A 21,364-nucleotide genomic window follows, 5' to 3' on the forward strand; every position below is an offset into this window, starting at 1 on the left:
GACTAACAAATCGAAGGGAGGCCAACAAAATGATGGCAATTGTAGCGAACGTTAACCAATTGAATACAACAGCCCATTTCTTTGGTCTCCACGGACTTTCTGCCTTTTAGCGCACCTATACCAATCGCATGCCTGTTGGCAGCGGCGATGGAAGCGGCGCAAAGCGCAGCGATAAGCCACGGACTTGAGAATGTCCGTGGCTTTTTTGCGCGCTTTTTTAGCATCAGAGTTGACGTGGAGACTTTAAGAGGAGGTTGTTGCAGGTGAGGATGACGCTCAGTAATCGGTTGAAAACCCAAGCGAGAACGGATAACAGAAAGAGGTTTTATGAACATGGAACAAACGTATTATCGGCAGGTGCAGCTGCCTTCGGGAGTCGTGCACGTCTACGCCGGCGATGAGATCTTTAATGGCCTGAATCATCAGGTGTTCACGATGGCCGGCAACAATTTGCAAATTCCGAATCAAACCTATATGAGCTACACCCCTGACGTCCATGTCGGCGTCGGCACTTGTATCGGAACGACGGCGGTGTGGGAAGCCGAGAGCGGCTATGTGTCCCCGTCGATCGTCGGCAGCGATATCGGCTGCGGCATGCGGGTTCATCTGACGAACCTGCGCAAGGAGGATGTGCGGGATGTGAAACTGCGGCGCAAGCTGGTGAAGACGATCGAGAAATATTTGCCGGTCGAGGAGCATGCGCGCGGGCACTTCTCGGATATCCGGCTGGAGCAGATCGTCACGAAGGGTCTGCACGGCTTGCCGAAAAAATACATTCCGGACGGCTATACGCCGCGCAAAGCGACGTCGCTGACGCATGTGGAACGGAGCAAGTTTTATCTCGACGAAGAGGTGCTGAATAAGTTCCCCGACATCATCTGGCACCGGTCGCACCGGCAGTTGGGGACGCTCGGAGGCGGCAACCATTTCGTCGAGCTGCAGGTCATTGAGATCGCGGAAGAGAGCCGGGCCATTGCCGAAAGCTGGGGACTGTTCGACGGGCAGGTCGCGGTGATGATTCACTCCGGCTCGCGGGCCTGGGGCGGCGCGGTCAGCACGTATTGCACGAGCGATATGGCCAAGGTGATGCGGCAGGAAGGGTACGGGACGGCGGATCCGAAGCTGGTCTATGCGCGGCTTGATCATCCGGTGGCGTACCAGTACGTGAACTTGATGTACAGCGCGCTGAACTACGCGGTCGTGAATCGCCATCTGATCGCCTATGCGGTACGCGAAGCATGCAAGGACGTGTTCGGCAGCAAGTTCGAGACGAAGACGCTGTATGACCTGATGCACAATTACGCATGGGAAGAGAAGCATGGGGACAACGCGTATTTCGTCCATCGCAAAGGCGCGACGCGGGCGCTCCCGAAAGACCATCCCGACAATCCGGCGCCGTATCTGGCAACGGGGCATCCCGCGCTTATCCCCGGCTCCATGGGGACCGCCTCGTATATTATGGTCGGGGACCAGGGCGGCGCGGACAATTATTACTCCATCTGTCACGGGGCAGGTCGGATTCGTTCCCGCAGCGCAACGAAGCGATTGGTGACGGTCGAAGAATTCGCGCAGGCGCTGCGGGTCGGGACGGACGAGGAGATCGTCGTCAACCAACGGTCGCTGGAGACGATCGTGGACGAATCGCCGCAAGCCTACAAGGACGTGGATCAAATTATCGACAGTGTCGTCGGTGCAGGGCTCGCTCAGGTCGTAGCTAAGTGCAAGCCGCTGGCCACCGTGAAAGGAGCTTCATGATTAAGCCGGTTAACCTTCAAGGGGATCAAATAATAACGCATGTGATCAGCGCAGAGGAGAGCAGCGACCGGACCTTATTCGTCATGCAGAACTTCAGCATCGCCATCAGCCGGATGAAACGGCTGTTGGAAGCGGGCGAAGGCTGGCAGTATGAGCTGTACACCAGCGAAAGCAATATCGACGATTGCTGGGACATGGTCGAGCAGGATCTGCTCAAAGGGAGCGATCGGATCGAGGTCGTCGCTCAAATCTATGAGTTCCTCGAATCCCGCTCGTTCTCGCTGCTGCAAGAGAATGTCCCTTTCTACACGAGTAAGACGAACCATCTGTTTCTGTACCCGCAATGGGGTACCGCGCTGGCGAGGGTTCCGGTCATGCGCCGGTACGGCATCGATCACGAGGACGTGATCTTCGCCGTGGACGATCAGCTGCTGAAGGAGTTTCTGGCGGATATGAAGCGGCGCCGCAGGGCGCTCGACCGCGAGCAGGTGACCGTGTTTACGGATGGGCATGATGGAACGCAGCGCAAGCTGGAACCGATCACGGTGATGGTGGAGCGGGAGGAGGTCCTGATGGCTTCCGAGGTCAAACATGACATCTTCCGCTCGATCGACCGGTTCTTCGAGGAGGATCGGAGTTTCTTCGAGACATTCAACATCCCCTACAAGCGGGGGATCTTATTATATGGCAAACCCGGCAACGGGAAGACGACGCTGGTGAAATCGATCGCCGGCAGCGTCAAGGCGCCAGTCGCGTACTGGCAAATTACCGAACATACGTGCAGCGATACGATTGAAGAGGTGTTCGAGGCGGCCGCGGCGATGGCCCCGATGGTCCTGGTCGTGGAGGACATCGATTCGATGCCGGAGCGTGCACGCTCGTATTTTCTCAATACGCTCGACGGGGCGACGTCGAAGGAAGGCATTTTTCTCATCGGGACGACGAACTATCCGGAGAAGATCGATCCGGCGCTCATGAACCGTGCCGGCCGATTCGACCGTGCCTACGAGATCAAGCTGCCGGATGTGGGGCAACGCGGCGAATATTTGCATCGCAAAGGGATGCCGAAGCTGCTGGAGGTTGGAGAGCTAGAGGAACTAGCGCGGCTGACCGAAGGGTTTTCTTTTGCCCAACTCAATGAGCTGTACGTGTCGGCGGCAATGGAATGGTACGAAGAGCGGACATTGAACGTACCGCGTCTGGTGAGCCGGTTGAAGGCGGATCTGCACAAGGGACGGACGCAGGAGTGGTTCCAGGATCAGACCGGCGGCCGGGTCGGCTTTGCGGCCATCTAGGCGAGAATGAGATGTGCTACAGATGGAATAAGTATAGATGAAGAGGTGTAATTCAAGTGTCAATCTTACGATGGAGCGAAGAAACATGGCCTTCGTTCATGATACATGGCGAAACATGCGCCAACCAGGAAAACGGCTATCAGGCCGTGAAGCCAGCAAGCGAGGGCGAGCAGATTAATGACGTAAGGCTATCAGTTGGAACCGCGGGTAAAGAGGCAGGTGCCTATGCGGGGCGCATTATAATGGATTAGAATGACGCTGCCGAAAGGCGGCGTTTTTTTGTCCAAAGCGTTGCCGTCTCGTTCGTGTAGAGCCGGTACTATCCTGATCGCCATAGGCGTAATGAGCATTCTCGCATTTCTTTATGTGCTGCTATCTTTTCAACTCGCATATCGTCTGTAAGCTTGACTGGTGCAGATTGCTAAGAAACATTGCAGCCCGTGAACATTTCTGCGAACGGATCTGACGAAGTATGTTATTATAGTAAACACTTAAGCACTACACTATTTCAGTAGAAAAGAATGTGATAGCCGTGGCGCAATCGCAAGTACGGGTTCGAACCCACCGATGGTTGGACAAATATTTGTCCGGCGCCTCGATGGATTATAGAAAAGTGATCGCGCTATTCCTTCCGATCTTGATCGATCAGGCGTTTATCATCGGGCTGAATCTGGTGAATACCGCGATGATCAGCTCTTCGGGCGTAGCGGCGGTCAGCGCCGTCAGTACCGTGGATTCGCTGAACGTGTTCCTGGTGAACGTGTTCGTCGCCATCGCTACGGGCGGAACCGTCATTGTTGCCCAGTACAAGGGGAGCGGCAATGATTCCATGGTGTCCAAGGCGGCAGGTGCGAGCATCGCGGCCGTATCCTTGTGCGCGTTAGGGATCGGACTGCTAGTGATGGCATTGCATGGTCCGCTGCTCAGGCTGCTCTTAGGTTCTGCTCCCTCGGACGTGATGGATAACGCGAGGGTGTACTTGATCGGCAGCTGTACGTCGTTCCTGGGGATCGGCATCGTACAGGCGGTCAGCGCCGTGATGCGGGGAATCGGGAAATCGCGGGTATCTCTGTTCTTATCTTTAATTATGAATGTGTCCTATGTGCTCTTGAACGTCATCTTGATTACGCTCATGGATATGGGCGTGCTGGGCATGACGATCGCGGTGAACGTGGCCCGGTTCGGTGCGGCGATCTGCGCGGTCTTGTATATCTTGAAGTGGGACGTCTCGCTGCATCTGCGTCTGGCGGAGCTGTTCCATGTGCAATGGGTCATGTTGAAAAAGATTATGACGATCGGCCTTCCGTTCGCGGCCGAGCAGATGTTCTTCAACGGCGGCAAAATGCTGACGCAGGTGTTCATCGTCAGCCTGGGCACCTATGCGATCGCCACGAATGCGATCAGCGGCACGATCGCGATGGTGTACCAGATACCGGCCGTCGCCATGTCGATCACCTTGGTCACGGTCGTCGGCCAATGCATCGGGGCGAAGAATATCGAGGATGCGCGGAAGTTCATCCGCTCGTTCCTATGGCTGGGCACGTATTCGTTCATCCTCATGACGATCATACTGCTGCCGCTGTTCCATCCGATGGTCAGTCTGTTCAATCCGCCGGAAGAAATCGTGGACGATATCTTCTGGGTGGTGCTGATCAACGCCATTGCGCAGATTCCGTTATGGTCGATCAGTTTCATCCTGCCTTCGGGTCTGCGGGCAGCCGGCGACTCGCGCTTTACCTCGATCACGTCGATGCTGTCGATGTGGCTGTTCCGGATCGTACTCGGGTACGTGCTCGGCATTACGCTCGGTTACGGCATCATCGGCGTATGGTTCGCGATGAACAGCGAATGGGGCGTGCGAGGAGCATTATTCCTCTGGCGATACAGAGGGAAGAAGTGGTACGCGCATAAATTGGTGTAACGATACGAGGAGCGGTTTCCCGGGTGGGCATCCGCTCCTTCTTTTGTCCCCAAAATGTATGTTAAGGCAGATACAGGAAACAGTAAGAGTGGAGGTGCGAAGACGTGGATAAAGGACAAGCGCAACATTTCGAACAGATCAGGCAAGCTAAAATTGAAGAATCCCAAACCATTCAAGACTACTGGCTTCAACATTCCAATATGGGAACGTGGCAATTCTGGCTGCTTGCCACGCTGTTCCTCGTTCCCCTAGCTGTGCTCCTATGGAAGATGGATCGGCGCAAGGCATTCCTGCTCGGCTTCTTCGGATTAAATGTTCATATCTGGTTCAGTTATATCGATACATACGGAGTCGAGCATGGTGCGTGGGGATATCCGTTCAAAATCATGCCGTACTTGCCGGAAAGCATTACGCTTGATACCTCGTTGGTACCCGTCTCGTTCATGCTGCTCTACCAATGGTGTCTCCATAGGAGATGGAATTTCTATTGGTGCGGTGCGGGACTATGTGCGGCGTACGCATTTGGCCTCAAACCGATTTTCGTGCAAATGGACTTGTTCCGCATGTATAAGGGGATGAACTTCTTCTACTTGTATCTGCTCTATTTGCTTGTGTTTGCGCTTGCGATCGGCTTCACTGCATTATTCATCGCTTTGAATAAACATGGCAATAACGAAGCGGGTAATGATTCTTGGATCGTGAAACTGCCGGGACGAAATTCATTCCGCGTCAAAACGAAACAACGATAGCGGCCACAACAGCAGCTCACAACGGTAGTTCACGACTTGCGCTTCAAGTCTTGGATTACCGTTTTTTTGTAACCGTAACATGTACTGGTCGATAAGCGGATTTCCTGCTGCATGTGGTTTGCAATCCCGTTGTCCATGCGAGTAAGATGTGGGGTAGAAGTTAGGAATCCTGCATGTAATTAGGACATGCAGAGGAAGCAAGGTGAAGAAGATGAAAGTTAGAATTGGGTTTCGAACGATGAAGACGGCGATCGGGGTGACGCTCTCGATTCTGATCGCGCAGTCGCTGGGGCTCGACTATTTCTCCGCGGCCGGCATACTGACGCTGCTCTGTATCCAGAAGTCGCGCAAGCAGTCGTATTCGGCGGCCATAAGCCGCGCGATGGCGTGCGTGAGCGGGTTATTCTACTCCAGCTTGTTATTCGAGGTTATCGGCTATTATCCATATACGTTCCTGTTGCTGCTGCTGTCGTTTATCCCGTTCTGCGTCTGGCTCGGCATCCAAGAGGGGATTGCGAGCAGCATCGTCATCGTGATGCATGTGTATATGCATCGCGAACTGTCGGACGCTTTCTTCCTCAACGAGGTGTTGGTCGTCGCGATCGGCCTTGGGGTTGCGCTCGTCATTAACTGGTATATGCCAAGCATCGATAAGGAGATGAACGGTTACCGGCGCGAGATCGATCGGCTCATTACGCAGATTCTGCACGAGATTGCGCAATATCTGCGGAACAGGGATACGCTGTGGGACGGGAAAGAAGTGCTGGAGCTTAACGATAAGTTGACCAAAGCGCGGCGGATTGCGCTGCTCGACGCGGAGAACAGCCGCGGCGGCAAAAAAGGAAGCAGCTATGCCCAACATTTCGAGGCCAAGCAGCGGCAGTTCGAGCTGATCGAACGGATGCTGCCGTTCGTGCCCCGGATTAATGCGCCGATGGAGCAGGGGGCAAGGATCGGGGAGTTCATTGAGCTGGTGAGCTCGAATTTGGATAATCAGAGCCAGGCGGAGCATTACCATGAGATGCTGCGCGGCATCCGTGAATACCACAAGCTGCTGCCGCTGCCCGAATCGCGGGAAGAGTTCGAGAACAGAGCCAATCTGTTCGCATTCGCCAATGAGCTCGAACGCTTCGTCGATACGATCCGCAGCGGCAGCAAGTGGGAGGAGGCGAACGCAGCGGTTATTCGGCTGCGGAGGCGTTCCTCGGAATCAAAGTAAAGTCGTCATAATGGAACCCTGGCGCGACGACGCAGGAGACGAACACCGGCTCCTCGCCCAGCGGTTCCGCTTTCTGCCAGACGCCGGCGGGGATCAGCACTTGCGGCAGTTGTCCGCTTGCGATATCGAGGCCCAGAATGAATTCCTCCCCGTCCTCAGGCGAATCGCCGGAACCGCCCAGCGTCAGGCGCAGCGGGCTGCCGGAATGGTAGAGCCACAGCTCGTCCGACAGAACGACGTGCCAATCGGAGGTCTCGTCTTCATGCAGCAAGAAGTAGATCGACGTTGCGGCAGGGCGGGGACCGGAATATTTGCCTCCCAGCACCTCTTTGGAAATTTGGAAATTCGCTTTCCACAGCTCTTTGTACCAACCGCCCTCGACATGGGGATGCAGGCCAAGCTGCTCGATCAATGGGGAACGCTTCGGCGTTGTCATGCTCTCATTCTCTCCTCTTCCACAACATTAACGTGCTATCTTGTAACGATAGTGAAAAAAAAGCGGAATTGCAACCCCGGAAGGCTAAGAGGCCGTACCGTCCCCGATCGCTTCCGGCGTGTGCGCATCCGCTAAACTCGCTTCTTCCAGGCCGGATTCGGCCGTCCCATCTGCTTCACTCACGACACCATACCGCGCCAGCGCCTTCGTCGCAGACTCATACATGCGCTGTTGGAAGTAGGCGCCTTCCACCACCTTCACCCGCATGCCGAGAAAACGGATTTTGGACCGCAAATAATCGTTCTCGTCTGCCGGAAAATTGAGCGTAATCCGGTACGTATCTGCCGCATCGTTGTAGGCGACATCCTTATCAAAGCAAGAGAAGGCGTATAGAATCCGGGACAACTCCTTGTTATACGCCGGAACGACTTCAACCGTTACCTGCTCTTTGCGCACATGCTGCATGACGGCAAGACGTTTCATGACCGCAATGGCGGTTCGGGGCGGCACGGTCATCGGCTCGACTTCGATAATGTTGGCAAGCTTCGTGGCCATCCACGAACGGCGCCGTAAGTGATACCAGAGCACATACCACTCGCGCTTCACCATCGAATATTCGAGCTGGTAAGGGAAGCCGCGCTCATGGCGCTGCACGCGCCCGTTGCGCAGCCGGAAGGTGAGCCGGAAGCCGGATTGCCCGGACAGCATTCGCCTCAGAACGCGCAGCAGCGGGTGATAGACCTGCACCTCCGCGCTGCGGGCCTTCTCCTGCAGCGCCGGAGCCGTATCGAGCGCCCCGTCGTCGCCTGCCAGCAAGGCGATCAGCTTCCTGTGCGTCTCCGGGTCAAGCGCGTCTGCCGCAGCCGGATGGTGCAGCATCGTGCGGAGCCAGGCGCGCTCGTGGCGGGTGAGGGCGATCGCGCCGGCATCCCGGATGCGGGAGAGCACCTGATAGTTGAACACTTTCTCAAATAGGCTCATAGTAGCGCTGAATCTCCTTCCATTCGGCGATGAATTCCTGCCGTAGACGTTCGGGCTCCAGCACCTCGCAGCTCGATCCGAAGCTGCGCAGCCAAGGCTTGATTTCGGTCATGCCGTTCACCGTGATCTCGTAGACGAACGAGTGGTCGTCTTCCTCCGTAATGAGTCCCCATTGCCCCTGCAGCAGCACACGCTCCTTCACGAAATTCGAGCGTGCCTCCTCGGGATTGTAGAACCGTGCCCGGATCTTGACCGGATAACTCGTATCGACGAGCCAGCTCAGCTTGGTCTTCGCATCGAGAACCGCAAGCCTGCGGGCGAATTCCTCCTCGCTGACCGGTTCGCCTTCTTCGAGCTGGGTCATCCCTTCGAGCCGAAATTTGGCGACCTGCTGCTTGGCGGTCTGGCCGAGCAAATACCACCGTCCGTACTGATGGTCGTAGACGACGCGAAGCGGGAGCATCTGTACCCGAGCGCCTTCGCTTTCCCGCGAGAAGACCGGATTCGTATGCTGCGCGGCGTAGGACTTGCCGGCCTTCGGCGAGTAGTACACGAACCGGATGATCCGCCGCTCCGCGATCGCCGCCAGCAGCGGGTGCAGATGCGCTTCGTCGAGAATGCGGGAGTAATAGTGGTATTTGTAACGGAACGCTTCGTTCTTGGCCGGGTCAATCCCGCGCGTCCGCAGCGTCTGCTTCAAGCTGTCGCGGAGCAAATACCCTTGCACGGACGGCACCTGCGTACCTGCCATCACGTCGACGAAATCGTACAGATGGAGCAGCTCCTCATCCGTCAGCTGCGTGACGAGGTCGTTGTGCAGCCTGTAACGGTAAGGTCTTCCGCCCGGTTCTCGCAGAATGACGCCCACTTCCTCCAGATACTTGAGATCGCTGCGCAGCGTCTTCTCGTCGGGCAGCGCGGCCTCCGGCGGCATGGAGGCGACGCAATGATCAAGCAGCTCCATCGCGGTTAGCGTCTGGTCCTGCAGAGCGGCGATGAGGAGCGACAGGCGGAAGCTCTCCGATTCCTTCACGGACTTGGCCCGATACAGGAACAAGAGCAGCGGATCGGTCGCTTCATAGTAGTTGTAGCGAAGGGATTCGGCCAGCTCTTGCCCGTTCTCGGAAGGCAGTTCCTCGGACACGGTGCTGCGGATCGACTTCAGCCGGCGAATTGTCTTGTCATAGGTATGGACGGAGATGCCGAGCCGCTCGGCAAACTGCTGGCGGTTATAAGCGCCGCTGGTTAAGGCCAGCATGCGCAGGAACTGAATTTCTTTGTCAAAACTTTCGCGGGCCATTCGGGTACCCCGTTTCCTCGAAAATACGCGTATGACATTTATTGTAGCAAAGGGCGGGAAGTGAAGAAATGGGAAACTTTGCGAGAGGTCGCCATACTTTTGCCATGTTCGAGCATGCTTATATAAGCGATGATAGCGATAGATGCAGCGGGAAGCTGCCTGTCAGCAAAATCTAAACGTTACAAGAGCGGCGATGTCGCTCGGAAGGCAGGAGGAATTACGGATGAATGCGATGGAACGACACATACAGGAAGAACTGCAGCGGATCGAGCGCGAGGAAGGCGTGCGCATCGTCTACGCCTGCGAATCCGGCAGCCGAGCATGGGGATTTCCGTCCAAGGACAGCGACTACGACGTTCGTTTTCTATACGTAAGGCCGGTGGAATGGTATCTGTCCATCTATGAGCGAAGAGACGTGATCGAGCGGCCGATCAGCGACCTGCTTGACTTCAGCGGCTGGGATGTGCGCAAGGCGCTCGGCTTGTTCCGCAAGTCGAATCCGCCTCTGCTCGAATGGCTGCAATCGCCGACGGTGTACATGGAGCAGTACGGATTCGCGGATCAGATTCGGGCGCTCTCGCCGCTGTCGTTCTCGCCGAAGTCGTGCATGTACCACTACTTGCACATGGCCAAAGGGAATTACCGCGTCTACCTGCAAGGCGAGCAGGTGAAGATTAAAAAATATTTCTACGTCCTGCGCCCGATTCTCGCCTGCGCGTGGATCGAAGCGAATGGCACGGTGCCGCCGATCGCATTCGACGAACTGGTCGAAGCGATGCTCTCGACTGAAGCGGCGCTCTACGGGGCGGTGCAAGAGCTGCTCGCGCGCAAGAAGTCCGGCGAGGAGCTGGATCTCGAACCGAGATTGCAGGTGATCAACGACTATCTCGAGGATCGCATCGCTTATTACGAGGAAGCAGCGAAGCATCAGCCTGCGGTAGAGGTCGACCAGGATGAGCAGCTCGATCAGTTGTTCCGCTCGGCAGTGGCAACGGTATGGGGCACCAAATAGAAGAGGCAGAGATGAGGAGGGCATCATTATGCATTTGATCATAAGGGCAGAAGGCACTGACGCAAGGGCAGTCTCTTATCTGCTCGCGAAGAACCCGAACAATCTGTACGACCGCGACGAGAAAGGGGTGCGCGTGCGGCTGGTCTATACCGTCTGTACGGATGACGAGGTGGAGGCCGTGCTATACGCGACGCCGGATCCGGTCGATCTGGTCAAGGGAAGTCCGGACAGCTACGACATTACGCAGTATATCAACGACCGTGAATTCGTGGTAAGCAGCTTGTTCTGCACATACATCCGCAGTGCGCTCGGGACGGCACTGAACGGTAAGACGAAGGAGGAGTACCTCCCGTGGGTAACGCATTCGTTCCCGTTCACGCTCTCGTTCGGCCCGGTGGCCTCGAATTTGCCGGATGCGATCGTGGAGCAGCTGTTCGAGCCGCTCGGGTATAAGGTGGAGCTGGAGCGAGGAGTTGCGGACTATTCGTTCGAACTGAAATCGCGCAGCTCGGTACGGTACGTGACGCTCCGCGGCGAGGTGACGCTGCAGCAGGCGCTGCGCCAGCTGCTCATTCTCATCCCCGTGCTCGACGATTATAAGCACCACTATGTGGGCCAGGACGAGATCGACAAGCTGGCTCGCTACGGGGAAGGCTGGTTGGATCCGCATCCGCTGCGGGAACTGATCCTGAAGCGGTCGCTGCGGTTCAGCAACATCATCGCGCAATTCGAAGCGAGGTTGCGCAGGGAAGCGGCTCTCTCCCCGGTGAATGCGGATGATGGAACGGATGGGCAATCGATGGCCGACGGGGAGCCACAGACAGATGGTGAGCCGCGGATGGGAGAGGAGCCGCAGACAGAAGAGCAGCCGAAGATTCGGCTCAATGAGCTGCGCTATCAGGCGATTACGAATCTCGTCAGCGGGCTGGACGCCAAGCGCACGATCGTCGATTACGGCAGCGGGGAAGGCAAGCTGGCCGCACGGCTAAGCTCGGTTGAAGGCGTGGCGGAGGTGCTAGCCGTGGAGCCGTCGGCGATGTCGCAGCTGCGCGCGATCGAGCGGTTCGACAAGTTGGCGGATCACGGGCAGAAGGTCGTTCCGACGCCGGTAACAGGCTCGCTGTTCTATTATGACGAGACGCTGCGGGGCAAGGATGTCATCGTGCTGTGCGAGGTGATTGAGCACATCGATGCGCCTCGATTGAACAAGGTGATGGATACGGTGCTGAACGAGTATCGCCCGCAGACGCTGATCGTCACGACGCCGAACCGGGAGTACAACGCGGTATATGAGATGGACCAGTCCATGCGGCATAACGACCACCGGTTCGAATGGACGCGCGGGGAGTTCGCCGATGCGTGCGACCGGTGGCGTACGAGCGGCTATACGGTCGAGATGCAGGGCATCGGCGAAGAAGTCGCTGGGCTGGGCCAGCCGACGCAGATGGCCGTGTTCAGCAGAAGGGAAGAGAGGGAACAACGATGATGAACGAAGATACGAGAAGGACAATCCGGCTGCCGCATGCAGGCATCGTGCTGCTCATGGGGCCATCCAACAGCGGCAAATCGACGCTGCTTGCCAGGCTGGTAGAGGAAGGTGTCCTGCTCCAAACAGAGGTCGTCTCCTCGGATCAGTTCCGGATGCTCGTCGGCGATGACGTATATATCGATTGGCGCGGGCGGCCGAAGCATGAGGCGGATATCCTGTATAACGACTATCAGCGCATCTCGGAGCAGGCATTCGCGGCGATGGAGACGATCCTGCGCATGAGAGGCGGGTTAGGTAAGCTGTCCGTCGTCGATGCCACCCATCTGTATCCCGATGATCGCCGCAAATATATCGACCTGGCCCATCGGCTAGACCTGCCGGTTGTCGTCGTTGCGCTCGATGTGCCTGAAGAGGCGCTCCTGAAACGGGACGCGGGACGGGCGGAGCCGCGCGGCAAGCAGCGGGTGAAGCAGCAGGCGCATCAATTCAAGCGCACCGTCCGCGGCTTGAAGGAAGAAGGCTTCGACTCGGTCTACATTCTGAAAGACGCGCAGCTGCCGGAGCTTCGCTTCGAGCGTCGGAGCAATCCGCTGCTGAAGGAGATCGGCCCGGGCATCGATATTATCGGAGATATCCACGGCTGCTGGGATGAGATGATCGAATTGATCGGCAAGCTCGGTTATGTGCCGGGCGAAGAAGGACTGTACCTGCACCCGGAAGGGCGCAAGCTGGTCTCGGTCGGCGATGTGATGAGCAGAGGACCGCAATCGATCCGCACGATGATGTTCTGGCAGCAGCATGTGGAGGCCGGAGCGGCCTATATGGTCGACAGCAATCACGGGTGGAAGATCGCCCGTTACTTAAGCGGCCGCGACGTATCGCTCAGCCATGGCGATGAGCGGGTTGCCGATGAGCTGGCGCAGCTTGCGCAGGAGCATGGCAGCGAAGCGGCCTCGCAGTGGAGACAGCGGATGAGCCACTTCTTGCTCGAGGCGCCGTCTCACCTGGTATTCACGAAGAATGGCGTCCGGCACGTTGTGGTGGCCCATGCGGGCATTCGCGATGAGGCGATCGGCAAGCAATCGAAGCGGATCTCCGATTTCTGTCGCTATGGCGATACGGATGGTTTCGACGCGGCGGGCAAGCCGGTGCGCAAGGAATGGTATGCGCATCACAATACGGGCGAGCTGATCGTATGGGGGCATGATCCGCGGGTACAGCCGGCGGTCGTGAATCACACGATCAATATCGACCAAGGGGTCGTATTCGGCGGCCAGCTGACCGCTTACCGCTATCCGGAGAAAGCGTTCGTCAGCGTGCAGGCTGCCCGCGATTATTCGGAAGCTGCCGATAATCCGCTGAAGGAATGGGCCAGACGCCGATTCTCGCCGCCGAACTTGCGCCGCTTGATCGAGGGCTACTCGGTCGTGACCGATAGCTACGGCGAGGTCGAGGTGCGCGGCGAATTCGTCAAAGCCGCGATCGACACGGTATCCCACTTCACCGTTCCGATCGAGGAGCTGCTCTATATTCCGCCGACGATGAGTCCGCCTGCCGTATCGGAGGATGAGGCGTATCTGGAGCATCCGCGCGAAGCGTTCGCCTATTACCGGGCGCAAGGCGTTCAGACGATGGTGGCGGAGAAGAAGCATATGGGCAGCCGGGCGATTCTGACGATCTACAAGGACGAAGCGGCCGCGATTCCGTACATCGGATACCCTTCGGCAGGTTCGATCTATACCCGAACGGGAAGAGCCTTCTTCCCGAATCAAATGGAGCATAAGGTGCTGGGCCAATTGCAGCAGGATCTGCGGACGTCCGAATACTTCGAACGGTACGACACGGATATCCTTGTGCTCGATGCGGAGATCTTGCCGTGGAATCTGAAGGCGAAGGAGCTGATCGCCGCCCAGTATGCCCATGTGGCGGAGGCGGCGATGCTTGATCGGACGAAGCTGCTCGTCAAGCTGAAGGAGGCCCAGGCGGCCGGCCGCGAAGTGGGCGATTGGATCGAGGAAGGGGAACGAAAACTTGCGAACGCGGAGACGTTCGGGCAAGCTTTTCAATATTATTGCTGGGATGTCGACGAACTGGAAGGCGTGCGCATCGCGTCGTTCCATATTCTCGCGCACGGCGGAGAAACTTTTTTTGACCGGACGCATGTGTGGCATATGGAGCATGCTCGTGAGTTGGCGGGCTGTTCGAAGCTGTTCATGGAGACGGAGTACCGCGTTATTACCGATGCGGCAAGCGAGGAAGAAGCAATCGCCTGGTGGGCGGAGATGACCGAGACGGGCCATGAGGGGATCGTCGTGAAGCCGGAGTTCTATCGCACGCGTAACGGCAGCAAGCTCGTACAGCCTGCGCTGAAGGTGAGGGGACGGCGGTATCTGCACATCATCTACGGCATGGACTACTTGGAGCCGGACAACTTGAAGCGGTTGAAACAGCGCAAGACGCGCAAGAAGGAGAAACATGCGCTGCTCGAATTCGCGCTCGGCATGGAGGGCATCGAGCGGTTCGTCCGGAAGGATTCGGTGGAGCGGATGCACGAATGCGTGCTCGCTGCGCTGGCTCTTGAATCGGATCCGGTTGATCCGCGGTTATAGGGTCGATACAAGGGATATAAGCGATATGGGCCTGCCGGCAGGAAGCTTCCGGCGGGCTTTTGCCGTCTTGCCCCTTTTGGGGAAACAGCGAAAACATGGTATGCTACGTGGTGGATGAAATTGGAATTTACATGGGATTAGAGGAGGCAGCGATGGCGAATGGAGAGGGAGATTCAGCAGTTGAAGCAGCTTGTCCAGGCGAGCGATAACATCGTCTTTTTCGGCGGCGCGGGGGTATCGACCGAAAGCCAAATTCCGGATTTCCGGTCCGCCACCGGACTGTATGAGACGGAGCGCGAATTTTCGCATCCGCCGGAAGTGATTCTGAGCCGGAGTTTTTTTCTGAAGCATCCCGAGCAATTTTATGCCTTTTACCGGACGAAGATGGTGCACAAGGAAGCGAAGCCGAACCCGGCGCATCAGGTGCTCGCGCAGTGGGAGGCGGAAGGTCGCCTGAAGGCGGTCATCACGCAAAATATCGACGGGTTGCATCAGCTCGCGGGAAGCCGCAACGTGCTGGAGCTGCACGGCTCCGTTCACCGCAATTATTGCACGCGCTGCCGCAAATCGTTCGATCTCGATTATATGCTATCCGATACGGATCAGGTGCCCAGCTGCGACGCATGCGGCGGATTGGTGCGCCCTGACGTCGTGTTATATGAAGAAAGTCTGAATATGGATACGCTGCTCGCCGCGAGGGATTATATCGCCGCTTGCGATGTGCTCATTGTCGGCGGGACTTCGCTCACGGTAAATCCGGCGGCTGGCCTGGTGGCGGAATACGAAGGAGATAAGCTAGTCCTCATTAATATGTCGGCAACCTCGTTCGACAGGCGGGCTAATTACAAGGTCGCGGATCGGATCGGGAAGGTGTTGCAGGCGTTGGTTTAAGGAATGATCCGCGAGGCGAGAGGTCAATAGCGGCAGGTCATCCGAGCCGTATAATAGCTCTCGCTGCAGCAATATTCGACGTAATCGGACGTACATCGGGCGGGAGTTGGCAGGTTATTCTAGTTCTCGCTCCACTTTACGCCCCTAGCGCATCTATGTTACCGTTAAACGAGCGTTTGGCAATGAATAGTGATAAGGCGGGATGTTGGTGATTGGCGTAATAGACAAGCAGGCAGCAGAGCAAGGCGCAACGAAGGCAGAGGCCAAGCGATGGGCGGCGATAGAGCACCCCTTGCATCTCGGCGAGGCACTTGGGAGGTTGACGAAGGACGAGCTCGTGGCGGTCCGGGTCAGTCTTGGACTTGCGAAGCAGAGCAGCTTGAAGAAGCAAGACCTGATCGATATGACGGTAGAGCAGCTGCCGCAGGCGGCGCAGGAAGCCGTTAGCCATATGGAACACAATATGAAGCAAGCGCTGCAGCAGCTGGTGGCAAGCCAAGGCGTTGCGCTGGCGGATACGTTCGGTGAGCAGGTCGTGAGCGGCCTCAGCGATAGTTGTATCGCGTTCACGGGAACCGTGGAAGGGCAACAGTCGCTTGTTATGCCCGTTGAGGTGCTGGAGGCGCTGAAGAGCGAGGTCGGAGTTCCGGCTGCCTCGGAAGCGCCTGCAGAGGCAGGTGCTTCCGAGGCAAATAATGATGCAGTTGAGCTGAGCCGCAATGATGCGTGGACGACGCTGACCAGGGGGCTGCTGTATTACTACGGCACGCTCGACAAGGTAAAGCTGCACAGATTGCTCGAGCAGTACACGAAGCAGTCGATTCCTTCGGCCGATTTGTATCAGCAGTTGATGGACGAAGCCGCACGCGGCGAATTCCAATACGACGAGACGCATGGCGTATCGCATAATAGCGTGAAGGATCCCGCACGGATCGCACAGGAGCATAACGCCGGCGCGGAAGTGCCGTTCTATCCGTTCTCGATGCAGCAGCTGATCGAGGCGGGTCAGCCGGGATTCTTCGAACGGACCAAGCAATGGTCTCAGTTCACGAGTTTCTTGATGGAGAACTGGAGCATGGGCGAGGACGATGCGAGCGCGATCGCGATGTCCGTACATGAGTCGATTCAAGCGCGTTCAGGACTGCAAGAGATCGTAGCGTCGATGCAGGAGCAATTGGACGTCGCCGACCGGCAGCTGTTGGAAGCGCTCGTCGAGCGCGTGGTGGAACTTATGAAGCATACGCGTCAATGGACGCTGAAGGGCCACACGCCTTCCGATCTGGCGGCCCGGCGTGAAGCAGCGGCCAACGTATTGGCGCGCGGCGGCGTTCCGAAGCGGATCGTGCCGAATGCGCAGGTGCATGTGCAGAACAAGGTCGGCCGCAATGAGCCGTGCACATGCGGAAGCGGGAAGAAATATAAGAAGTGCTGCGGGGGCAATTAATGCCCTTAAGCATGGGATGAAGCCCTAAGAGAAAGCGCCGTTACGTTCAGACGTAGCGGCGTTTTTGCGCACTTATGGAGAGTGTAAAAATTAGGCAGCATATTGGTTATTTACAAAGTTAAATGTAAGCGTTATTATTAATTCCAGAATACTTGTGTACAGGTATACTGTTGATGACTGTAAGAAGCTTAATTATGCAAGCGATTTCCACGTAAGCATCGCGTTTCGAACCTGGATATCGGCCCAATGCCGCGTGCACCTTAAGTTTGCTTCTTCGCTCATGGAATCTGACTGCAATTGTGTGCTACAATCGAGAATAATTGATCGTGCGACGAGTCGGAACGAAATTGAGCTATAGGAGAGTCGATCTAACATGCGGTATCCTTCTGCATGGCTGGCGGGGATGTCCCTTGGGGATTCGATCGCCTGCGAATTAAGGCTGCAAATTATTAGGGGCATTATTAAATCGGGCGAGGTCATCTCGGAGAATCGGATCGCCGCCGATTTCAACACAAGCCGGTCACCTGTCAGGGAGGCTTTGAAATCGCTGTCAAACGAAGGTTTGATCCGTTTGGAGCGTATGGGGGCCGTTGTGCTAGGCCTTAGCATGACCGATGTGGAGGAGTTGTACGACGTACGGTATCTGATCGAGAGCTTCGCGCAGCAGCGCTTGGCTACCGCGGACACGGAGAATCTGCTGGCGAGCCTTCGGCAAATGATCGACAAGATGGAGCTTGCCGTTAAGCACAAGGATATTGTCGAGTTCTCTTATCTGGACTTCTCCTTCCACGAAGCGATCATTACGGCTTCGAAGCATACTCGGATCCTGCATCTGTGGAAGAGCATTCGCTTGATCGTCTTGACCGTCATGCTCATTACGACGGAAGAGGTGTTCGGGAAGGGCGAGGACAAGCTCGCGATGGTCATACAGAAGCACCGGACCATTATCGAGGGGCTTGCTTCGCAGGACGTGAATATTATTCGCGGCGTCGTCGATGCGTATTTCAACGATTCGCAGGTTACGCTTCATCACAGTTTGCCATAAGGCAAGAGCGCGAGTGGAGGCATGGCAGGAAGCTTCCGCTTTTTCTCCCCGCCAACTTGTCGACAGGTATACATTAAAGGCTGAATGGGATTGCTGCCCGCATCAGGGAATAGTAAGAAGATTAGCCACCACGAATCATTAGAGCATAAAGGGGATGCATCCATGGACAGCTTGTTTGGACTTAGCCATAACGCAACATTGCTCGTATGGACACTGATCGCAATCGTTTTCTTGATCATTATGATCGCCAAATACAAGTGGAACCCATTCGTCACGCTGCTGATCTCGGCGCTTATGCTGGGACTGCTCGCGGGCATGGATCCGCAAGAAGTCATTAAATCCGTCACCGGCGGACTTGGCGGTACGCTCGGCACGATAGCCATCGTTATCGCGCTAGGTACGATGCTCGGCAAAATGATGGCGGAGTCGGGCGGCGCCGAGAAGATCGCGACCACGCTCGTCGACCGCTTCGGCCAGAAGCGCGTGCATTGGGCGATGATGATCGTCGGTTTCATCGTCGGTATTCCGGTCTTCTTCGAAGTCGGCGTCATTCTGCTGATCCCGATCGTATTCACCGTAGCCCGCAAGACCAACATGTCGCTGCTTAAGATCGGTATCCCGATCCTTGCCGGCCTCTCTACCGTTCACGGCCTCGTGCCGCCGCATCCGGCTCCTATGATTGCGATTGATGCCTACGGCGCGAATCTGGGTAAAACCATTCTGTATTCCATCTTGATCGGTCTTCCGACGGCTATTATCGCCGGCCCGCTCTTCGGCAAATTCATCGGCAACCGCATCGACGTGTCGCCGCCAGCCGATCTGGCCGAACAGTTCGCGGCTAAAGAAGCCCGTCAGCTCCCAGGCTTCGGCATCACTTTGTTTACGATCCTGCTTCCTGTTATTCTAATGTTGATCGGTTCGATCGCAATTATCATCGATCCGGACGGGACGAGCAGCATTACGCATTTTTGCGAATTTATCGGACATGAAATTATCGCGCTCTTGATCTCGGCCGTGTTCGCGTTCTTCTCGCTCGGATTTGCGCGAGGCTTCTCGAAGGAAGACGTATCCCGATTCACGAGCGAATGTCTGGCTCCGACAGCTACGATTATTCTGATCATCGGCGGCGGCGGCGCGTTCAAACAAGTACTTATTAACAGCGGCGTCGGTACGGCCATCGGCGAGATGGCCACGCAGGCCAACGTGAACATTATTCTGTTCGCATGGCTAGTCGCGGCGCTGATCCGCGTGGCGACGGGGTCGGCAACCGTAGCGATGACGACGGCCGCGGGTATCGTAACGCCGATTCTGGCGATGAACCCGGGCACGAACGTCGAGCTGGTCGTCCTGGCGACAGGCGCCGGTTCCCTCGTGCTCTCGCACGTCAATGACGCCGGCTTCTGGATGGTCAAAGAATTCTTCAACATGTCGGTGACCCAAACGTTGAAATCATGGACGGCGATGGAGACGATTCTGTCCGTTGTCGGTCTCATCTTTATTCTGCTTCTGAGCACGGTTGTGTAACGAAGCAACCTTGATAGGAAAGAAGGTCCTTTAGTTGAGTACGACCTACATGATTGGTGTCGATATCGGCACGACAAGCACGAAGGCGGTTCTGTTCGAGGAGAATGGCAAAGTCGTCGCGAAGGCCAATGAGGGGTATCCGCTGTATACCCCGACTTCGTCGATCGCCGAGCAGGATCCCGATCTTATTTTTCAAGCAGTCATCCATACGATCAAGCAAGTCATGGCCGAGAGCGGCGCAACGGCCGAGCAAGTGATGTTCGTCTCCTTCAGCTCTGCGATGCACAGCGTTATCGCCGTCGATGCGGAGTGCAAGCCGATTACCGCTTGCATTACGTGGGCGGACAACCGCAGCGCGCAATGGGCGGCTTGGCTGAAGGCCAATGGCGGACAGGCGCTGTATGAACGGACCGGCACGCCGATCCATCCGATGTCGCCGATTACGAAGCTGATGTGGCTGCGACATGACGATGAGGAGCGCTTCCGCAAGGCGAGCAAGTTCATCTCGATCAAAGAGTACGTCTTCGCCAAGCTGTTCGGCGAGTACGTCATCGATTATTCGATCGCTTCGGCTACGGGGATGATGAATCTGCACAAGCTCGACTGGGACGAGGAAGCGCTGAAGGTCGCGGGCGTCACGCCAGGCCAGCTGTCGAGACTGGTTCCGACAACGTATGCGCTGAACAGCTTGAAGCCGTCCTACGCGGCGGAGATGGGGCTGTCCGCTTCTACGCCGTTTATCGTGGGCGCCAGCGACGGCGTCCTCTCGAACCTGGGCGTGAACGCGATCGAGCCGGGCGTCGTCGCCGCGACGATCGGAACTAGCGGCGCGGTCCGGACCGTCGTGGATCGCCCGATTACCGATCCGAAGGGCCGATTCTTCTGCTATGCGCTCACCGACAAGTATTGGGTCATCGGCGGCCCGGTCAATAACGGCGGCATGCTGTACCGTTGGGTGCGCGACGAGTTCGCTTCCGCTGAGGTTGAGGCCGCTGCGCGTCTGGGCATCGACAGCTACGATCTGCTTAATCAGATCGCCGAGCGCGTTCGTCCGGGCGCGGATGGATTGCTGTTCCATCCGTACTTGACCGGCGAGCGCGCGCCGCTGTGGAATCCGGATGCGCGGGGCTCGTTCTTCGGGCTCACGATGCACCACAAGAAGGAGCATCTCATTCGCTCCGTGCTCGAAGGGGTTATTTTTAACCTGTATACGGTGCTGCTGGCGATGGAAGAGCAGATCGGCCGTCCGACGAAGATTCAGGCGACCGGCGGTTTCGCGCGCTCCTTCCTGTGGCGTCAAATGATGGCCGACATCTTCGACCAGGAGGTCGTCGTGCCGGAGAGCTTCGAGAGCTCTTGCCTTGGCGCGGTCGTGCTGGGCTTGTACGGGCTCGGCAAGATCGATTCGCTGAGCGTCGTCTCGAACATGGTCGGCGCTACGCATTCGCACAAGCCGAATCCGGAGCATGCTGCGGTCTATCACGAGCTGCTGCCGATCTATATTCAAATCTCGCGCAAGCTGGAAGAAGAGTATACGGCGATCGCGAAGTTCCAGCAGAAGCTGTTCGAATCCTAATCGCAGAAGTGGGAATCCCGTTAGCGAAGCATATGCAGGCAGGCTCGTTTGAGTCTGCCGCAAGTGCGGGGCTGGCGGGATTTTTTGCTGCAAACAGGCAATGATTCGACAAAATAAC

The 21,364-nt window shown here is 56.7% G+C and carries 16 protein-coding genes; 13 read left to right on the forward strand and 3 right to left on the reverse strand.

The window, feature by feature from the left end; all coding sequences use genetic code 11:
* Positions 1-333: 333 nt before the first annotated feature.
* From FHS18_RS19995 to FHS18_RS20015, 5 genes are all read left to right on the forward strand, one after another.
* Complete coding sequence (locus FHS18_RS19995; RefSeq protein ID WP_183601890.1) at positions 334-1,755, forward strand: RtcB family protein; 1,422 nt, start codon at positions 334-336, stop codon at positions 1,753-1,755.
* Positions 1,752-3,050: an AAA family ATPase gene (locus FHS18_RS20000; protein ID WP_183601892.1), complete on the forward strand. Its 1,299-nt coding sequence runs from the start codon at positions 1,752-1,754 to the stop codon at positions 3,048-3,050. The genes FHS18_RS19995 and FHS18_RS20000 overlap by 4 nt, the downstream gene beginning before the upstream one ends.
* A 532-nt stretch (positions 3,051-3,582) precedes the next feature.
* Positions 3,583-4,971 (forward strand): MATE family efflux transporter, encoded by a 1,389-nt coding sequence (locus tag FHS18_RS20005; protein ID WP_183601893.1) that lies wholly within the window; start codon positions 3,583-3,585, stop codon positions 4,969-4,971.
* Positions 4,972-5,075: 104 nt separating this feature from the next.
* Positions 5,076-5,720: a CBO0543 family protein gene (locus tag FHS18_RS20010; protein WP_183601895.1), complete on the forward strand. Its 645-nt coding sequence runs from the start codon at positions 5,076-5,078 to the stop codon at positions 5,718-5,720.
* 211 nt (positions 5,721-5,931) lie between these two features.
* Positions 5,932-6,939, forward strand: coding sequence for an aromatic acid exporter family protein (locus tag FHS18_RS20015; protein ID WP_183601897.1), 1,008 nt, complete (start codon positions 5,932-5,934; stop codon positions 6,937-6,939).
* Here the strand turns inward: FHS18_RS20015 and FHS18_RS20020 are convergent.
* From FHS18_RS20020 to FHS18_RS20030, 3 genes are all read right to left on the reverse strand, one after another.
* Positions 6,902-7,375 carry a cupin domain-containing protein gene (locus FHS18_RS20020; protein ID WP_183601899.1) on the reverse strand — a complete coding sequence of 158 codons (474 nt, stop codon included), beginning with the start codon at positions 7,373-7,375 and terminating at the stop codon, positions 6,902-6,904. The genes FHS18_RS20015 and FHS18_RS20020 overlap by 38 nt on opposite strands.
* A gap of 84 nt (positions 7,376-7,459) precedes the next feature.
* The gene (locus tag FHS18_RS20025; protein ID WP_183601901.1) at positions 7,460-8,356 is read right to left on the reverse strand and encodes a WYL domain-containing protein; all 897 of its coding nucleotides are present in this window, start codon (positions 8,354-8,356) and stop codon (positions 7,460-7,462) included.
* Positions 8,343-9,656 carry a helix-turn-helix transcriptional regulator gene (locus FHS18_RS20030; RefSeq protein WP_183601902.1) on the reverse strand — a complete coding sequence of 438 codons (1,314 nt, stop codon included), beginning with the start codon at positions 9,654-9,656 and terminating at the stop codon, positions 8,343-8,345. The genes FHS18_RS20025 and FHS18_RS20030 overlap by 14 nt, the downstream gene beginning before the upstream one ends.
* A gap of 223 nt (positions 9,657-9,879) precedes the next feature.
* On the opposite strand from FHS18_RS20030, the gene FHS18_RS20035 reads away from it, so the two are divergent.
* The 8 genes from FHS18_RS20035 (at position 9,880) to gntK (ending at position 21,246) form a co-directional block, all read left to right on the forward strand.
* Complete coding sequence (locus tag FHS18_RS20035; protein ID WP_183601904.1) at positions 9,880-10,668, forward strand: nucleotidyltransferase domain-containing protein; 789 nt, start codon at positions 9,880-9,882, stop codon at positions 10,666-10,668.
* A 28-nt stretch (positions 10,669-10,696) separates the two neighbouring features.
* Positions 10,697-12,154: a 3' terminal RNA ribose 2'-O-methyltransferase Hen1 gene (locus tag FHS18_RS20040; protein WP_183601906.1), complete on the forward strand. Its 1,458-nt coding sequence runs from the start codon at positions 10,697-10,699 to the stop codon at positions 12,152-12,154.
* A complete protein-coding gene (locus FHS18_RS20045) occupies positions 12,154-14,766 on the forward strand; it encodes a polynucleotide kinase-phosphatase (RefSeq protein ID WP_183602180.1) in 2,613 nt (870 codons plus the stop codon). Before FHS18_RS20040 ends, FHS18_RS20045 begins: the two co-directional genes overlap by 1 nt.
* Before the next feature lie 159 nt (positions 14,767-14,925).
* A complete protein-coding gene (locus FHS18_RS20050; RefSeq protein WP_183601908.1) occupies positions 14,926-15,657 on the forward strand; it encodes an NAD-dependent protein deacylase in 732 nt (243 codons plus the stop codon).
* Positions 15,658-15,865: 208 nt separating this feature from the next.
* On the forward strand, positions 15,866-17,101 hold the full coding sequence (locus tag FHS18_RS35235; RefSeq protein ID WP_183601910.1) for an SEC-C metal-binding domain-containing protein: 1,236 nt from the start codon (positions 15,866-15,868) through the stop codon (positions 17,099-17,101).
* Between the two features lie 373 nt (positions 17,102-17,474).
* Positions 17,475-18,146, forward strand: a complete 672-nt coding sequence (locus tag FHS18_RS20060; RefSeq protein WP_183601912.1) for a GntR family transcriptional regulator — start codon at positions 17,475-17,477, stop codon at positions 18,144-18,146.
* A gap of 162 nt (positions 18,147-18,308) precedes the next feature.
* Entirely contained in the window at positions 18,309-19,670 is a 1,362-nt protein-coding gene (locus tag FHS18_RS20065) for a GntP family permease (RefSeq protein WP_183601914.1), read from the forward strand.
* Positions 19,671-19,719: 49 nt separating this feature from the next.
* Positions 19,720-21,246 (forward strand): gluconokinase, encoded by a 1,527-nt coding sequence (gene gntK / locus FHS18_RS20070; protein WP_183602182.1) that lies wholly within the window; start codon positions 19,720-19,722, stop codon positions 21,244-21,246.
* Positions 21,247-21,364 lie beyond the last annotated feature (118 nt).

The sequence above is a fragment of the Paenibacillus phyllosphaerae genome (assembly GCF_014192105.1).
Taxonomy (GTDB): Bacteria; Bacillota; Bacilli; order Paenibacillales; family Paenibacillaceae; genus Paenibacillus_Z; species Paenibacillus_Z phyllosphaerae.

What these genes read in the sequence shown, in the direction of transcription:
- FHS18_RS20065 (WP_183601914.1), top strand. Translation starts at nt 18,309, where the DNA reads ATGGACAGCTTGTTTGGACTTAGCCATAACGCAACATTGCTCGTATGG.
- FHS18_RS20025 (WP_183601901.1), bottom strand. Translation starts at nt 8,356, where the DNA reads ATGAGCCTATTTGAGAAAGTGTTCAACTATCAGGTGCTCTCCCGCATC.
- gntK (WP_183602182.1), top strand. Translation starts at nt 19,720, where the DNA reads ATGATTGGTGTCGATATCGGCACGACAAGCACGAAGGCGGTTCTGTTC.
- FHS18_RS20035 (WP_183601904.1), top strand. Translation starts at nt 9,880, where the DNA reads ATGAATGCGATGGAACGACACATACAGGAAGAACTGCAGCGGATCGAG.
- FHS18_RS20050 (WP_183601908.1), top strand. Translation starts at nt 14,926, where the DNA reads ATGGAGAGGGAGATTCAGCAGTTGAAGCAGCTTGTCCAGGCGAGCGAT.
- FHS18_RS19995 (WP_183601890.1), top strand. Translation starts at nt 334, where the DNA reads ATGGAACAAACGTATTATCGGCAGGTGCAGCTGCCTTCGGGAGTCGTG.
- FHS18_RS20045 (WP_183602180.1), top strand. Translation starts at nt 12,154, where the DNA reads ATGAACGAAGATACGAGAAGGACAATCCGGCTGCCGCATGCAGGCATC.
- FHS18_RS20015 (WP_183601897.1), top strand. Translation starts at nt 5,932, where the DNA reads ATGAAAGTTAGAATTGGGTTTCGAACGATGAAGACGGCGATCGGGGTG.
- FHS18_RS20040 (WP_183601906.1), top strand. Translation starts at nt 10,697, where the DNA reads ATGCATTTGATCATAAGGGCAGAAGGCACTGACGCAAGGGCAGTCTCT.
- FHS18_RS20060 (WP_183601912.1), top strand. Translation starts at nt 17,475, where the DNA reads ATGCGGTATCCTTCTGCATGGCTGGCGGGGATGTCCCTTGGGGATTCG.
- FHS18_RS20030 (WP_183601902.1), bottom strand. Translation starts at nt 9,656, where the DNA reads ATGGCCCGCGAAAGTTTTGACAAAGAAATTCAGTTCCTGCGCATGCTG.
- FHS18_RS20020 (WP_183601899.1), bottom strand. Translation starts at nt 7,375, where the DNA reads ATGACAACGCCGAAGCGTTCCCCATTGATCGAGCAGCTTGGCCTGCAT.
- FHS18_RS20000 (WP_183601892.1), top strand. Translation starts at nt 1,752, where the DNA reads ATGATTAAGCCGGTTAACCTTCAAGGGGATCAAATAATAACGCATGTG.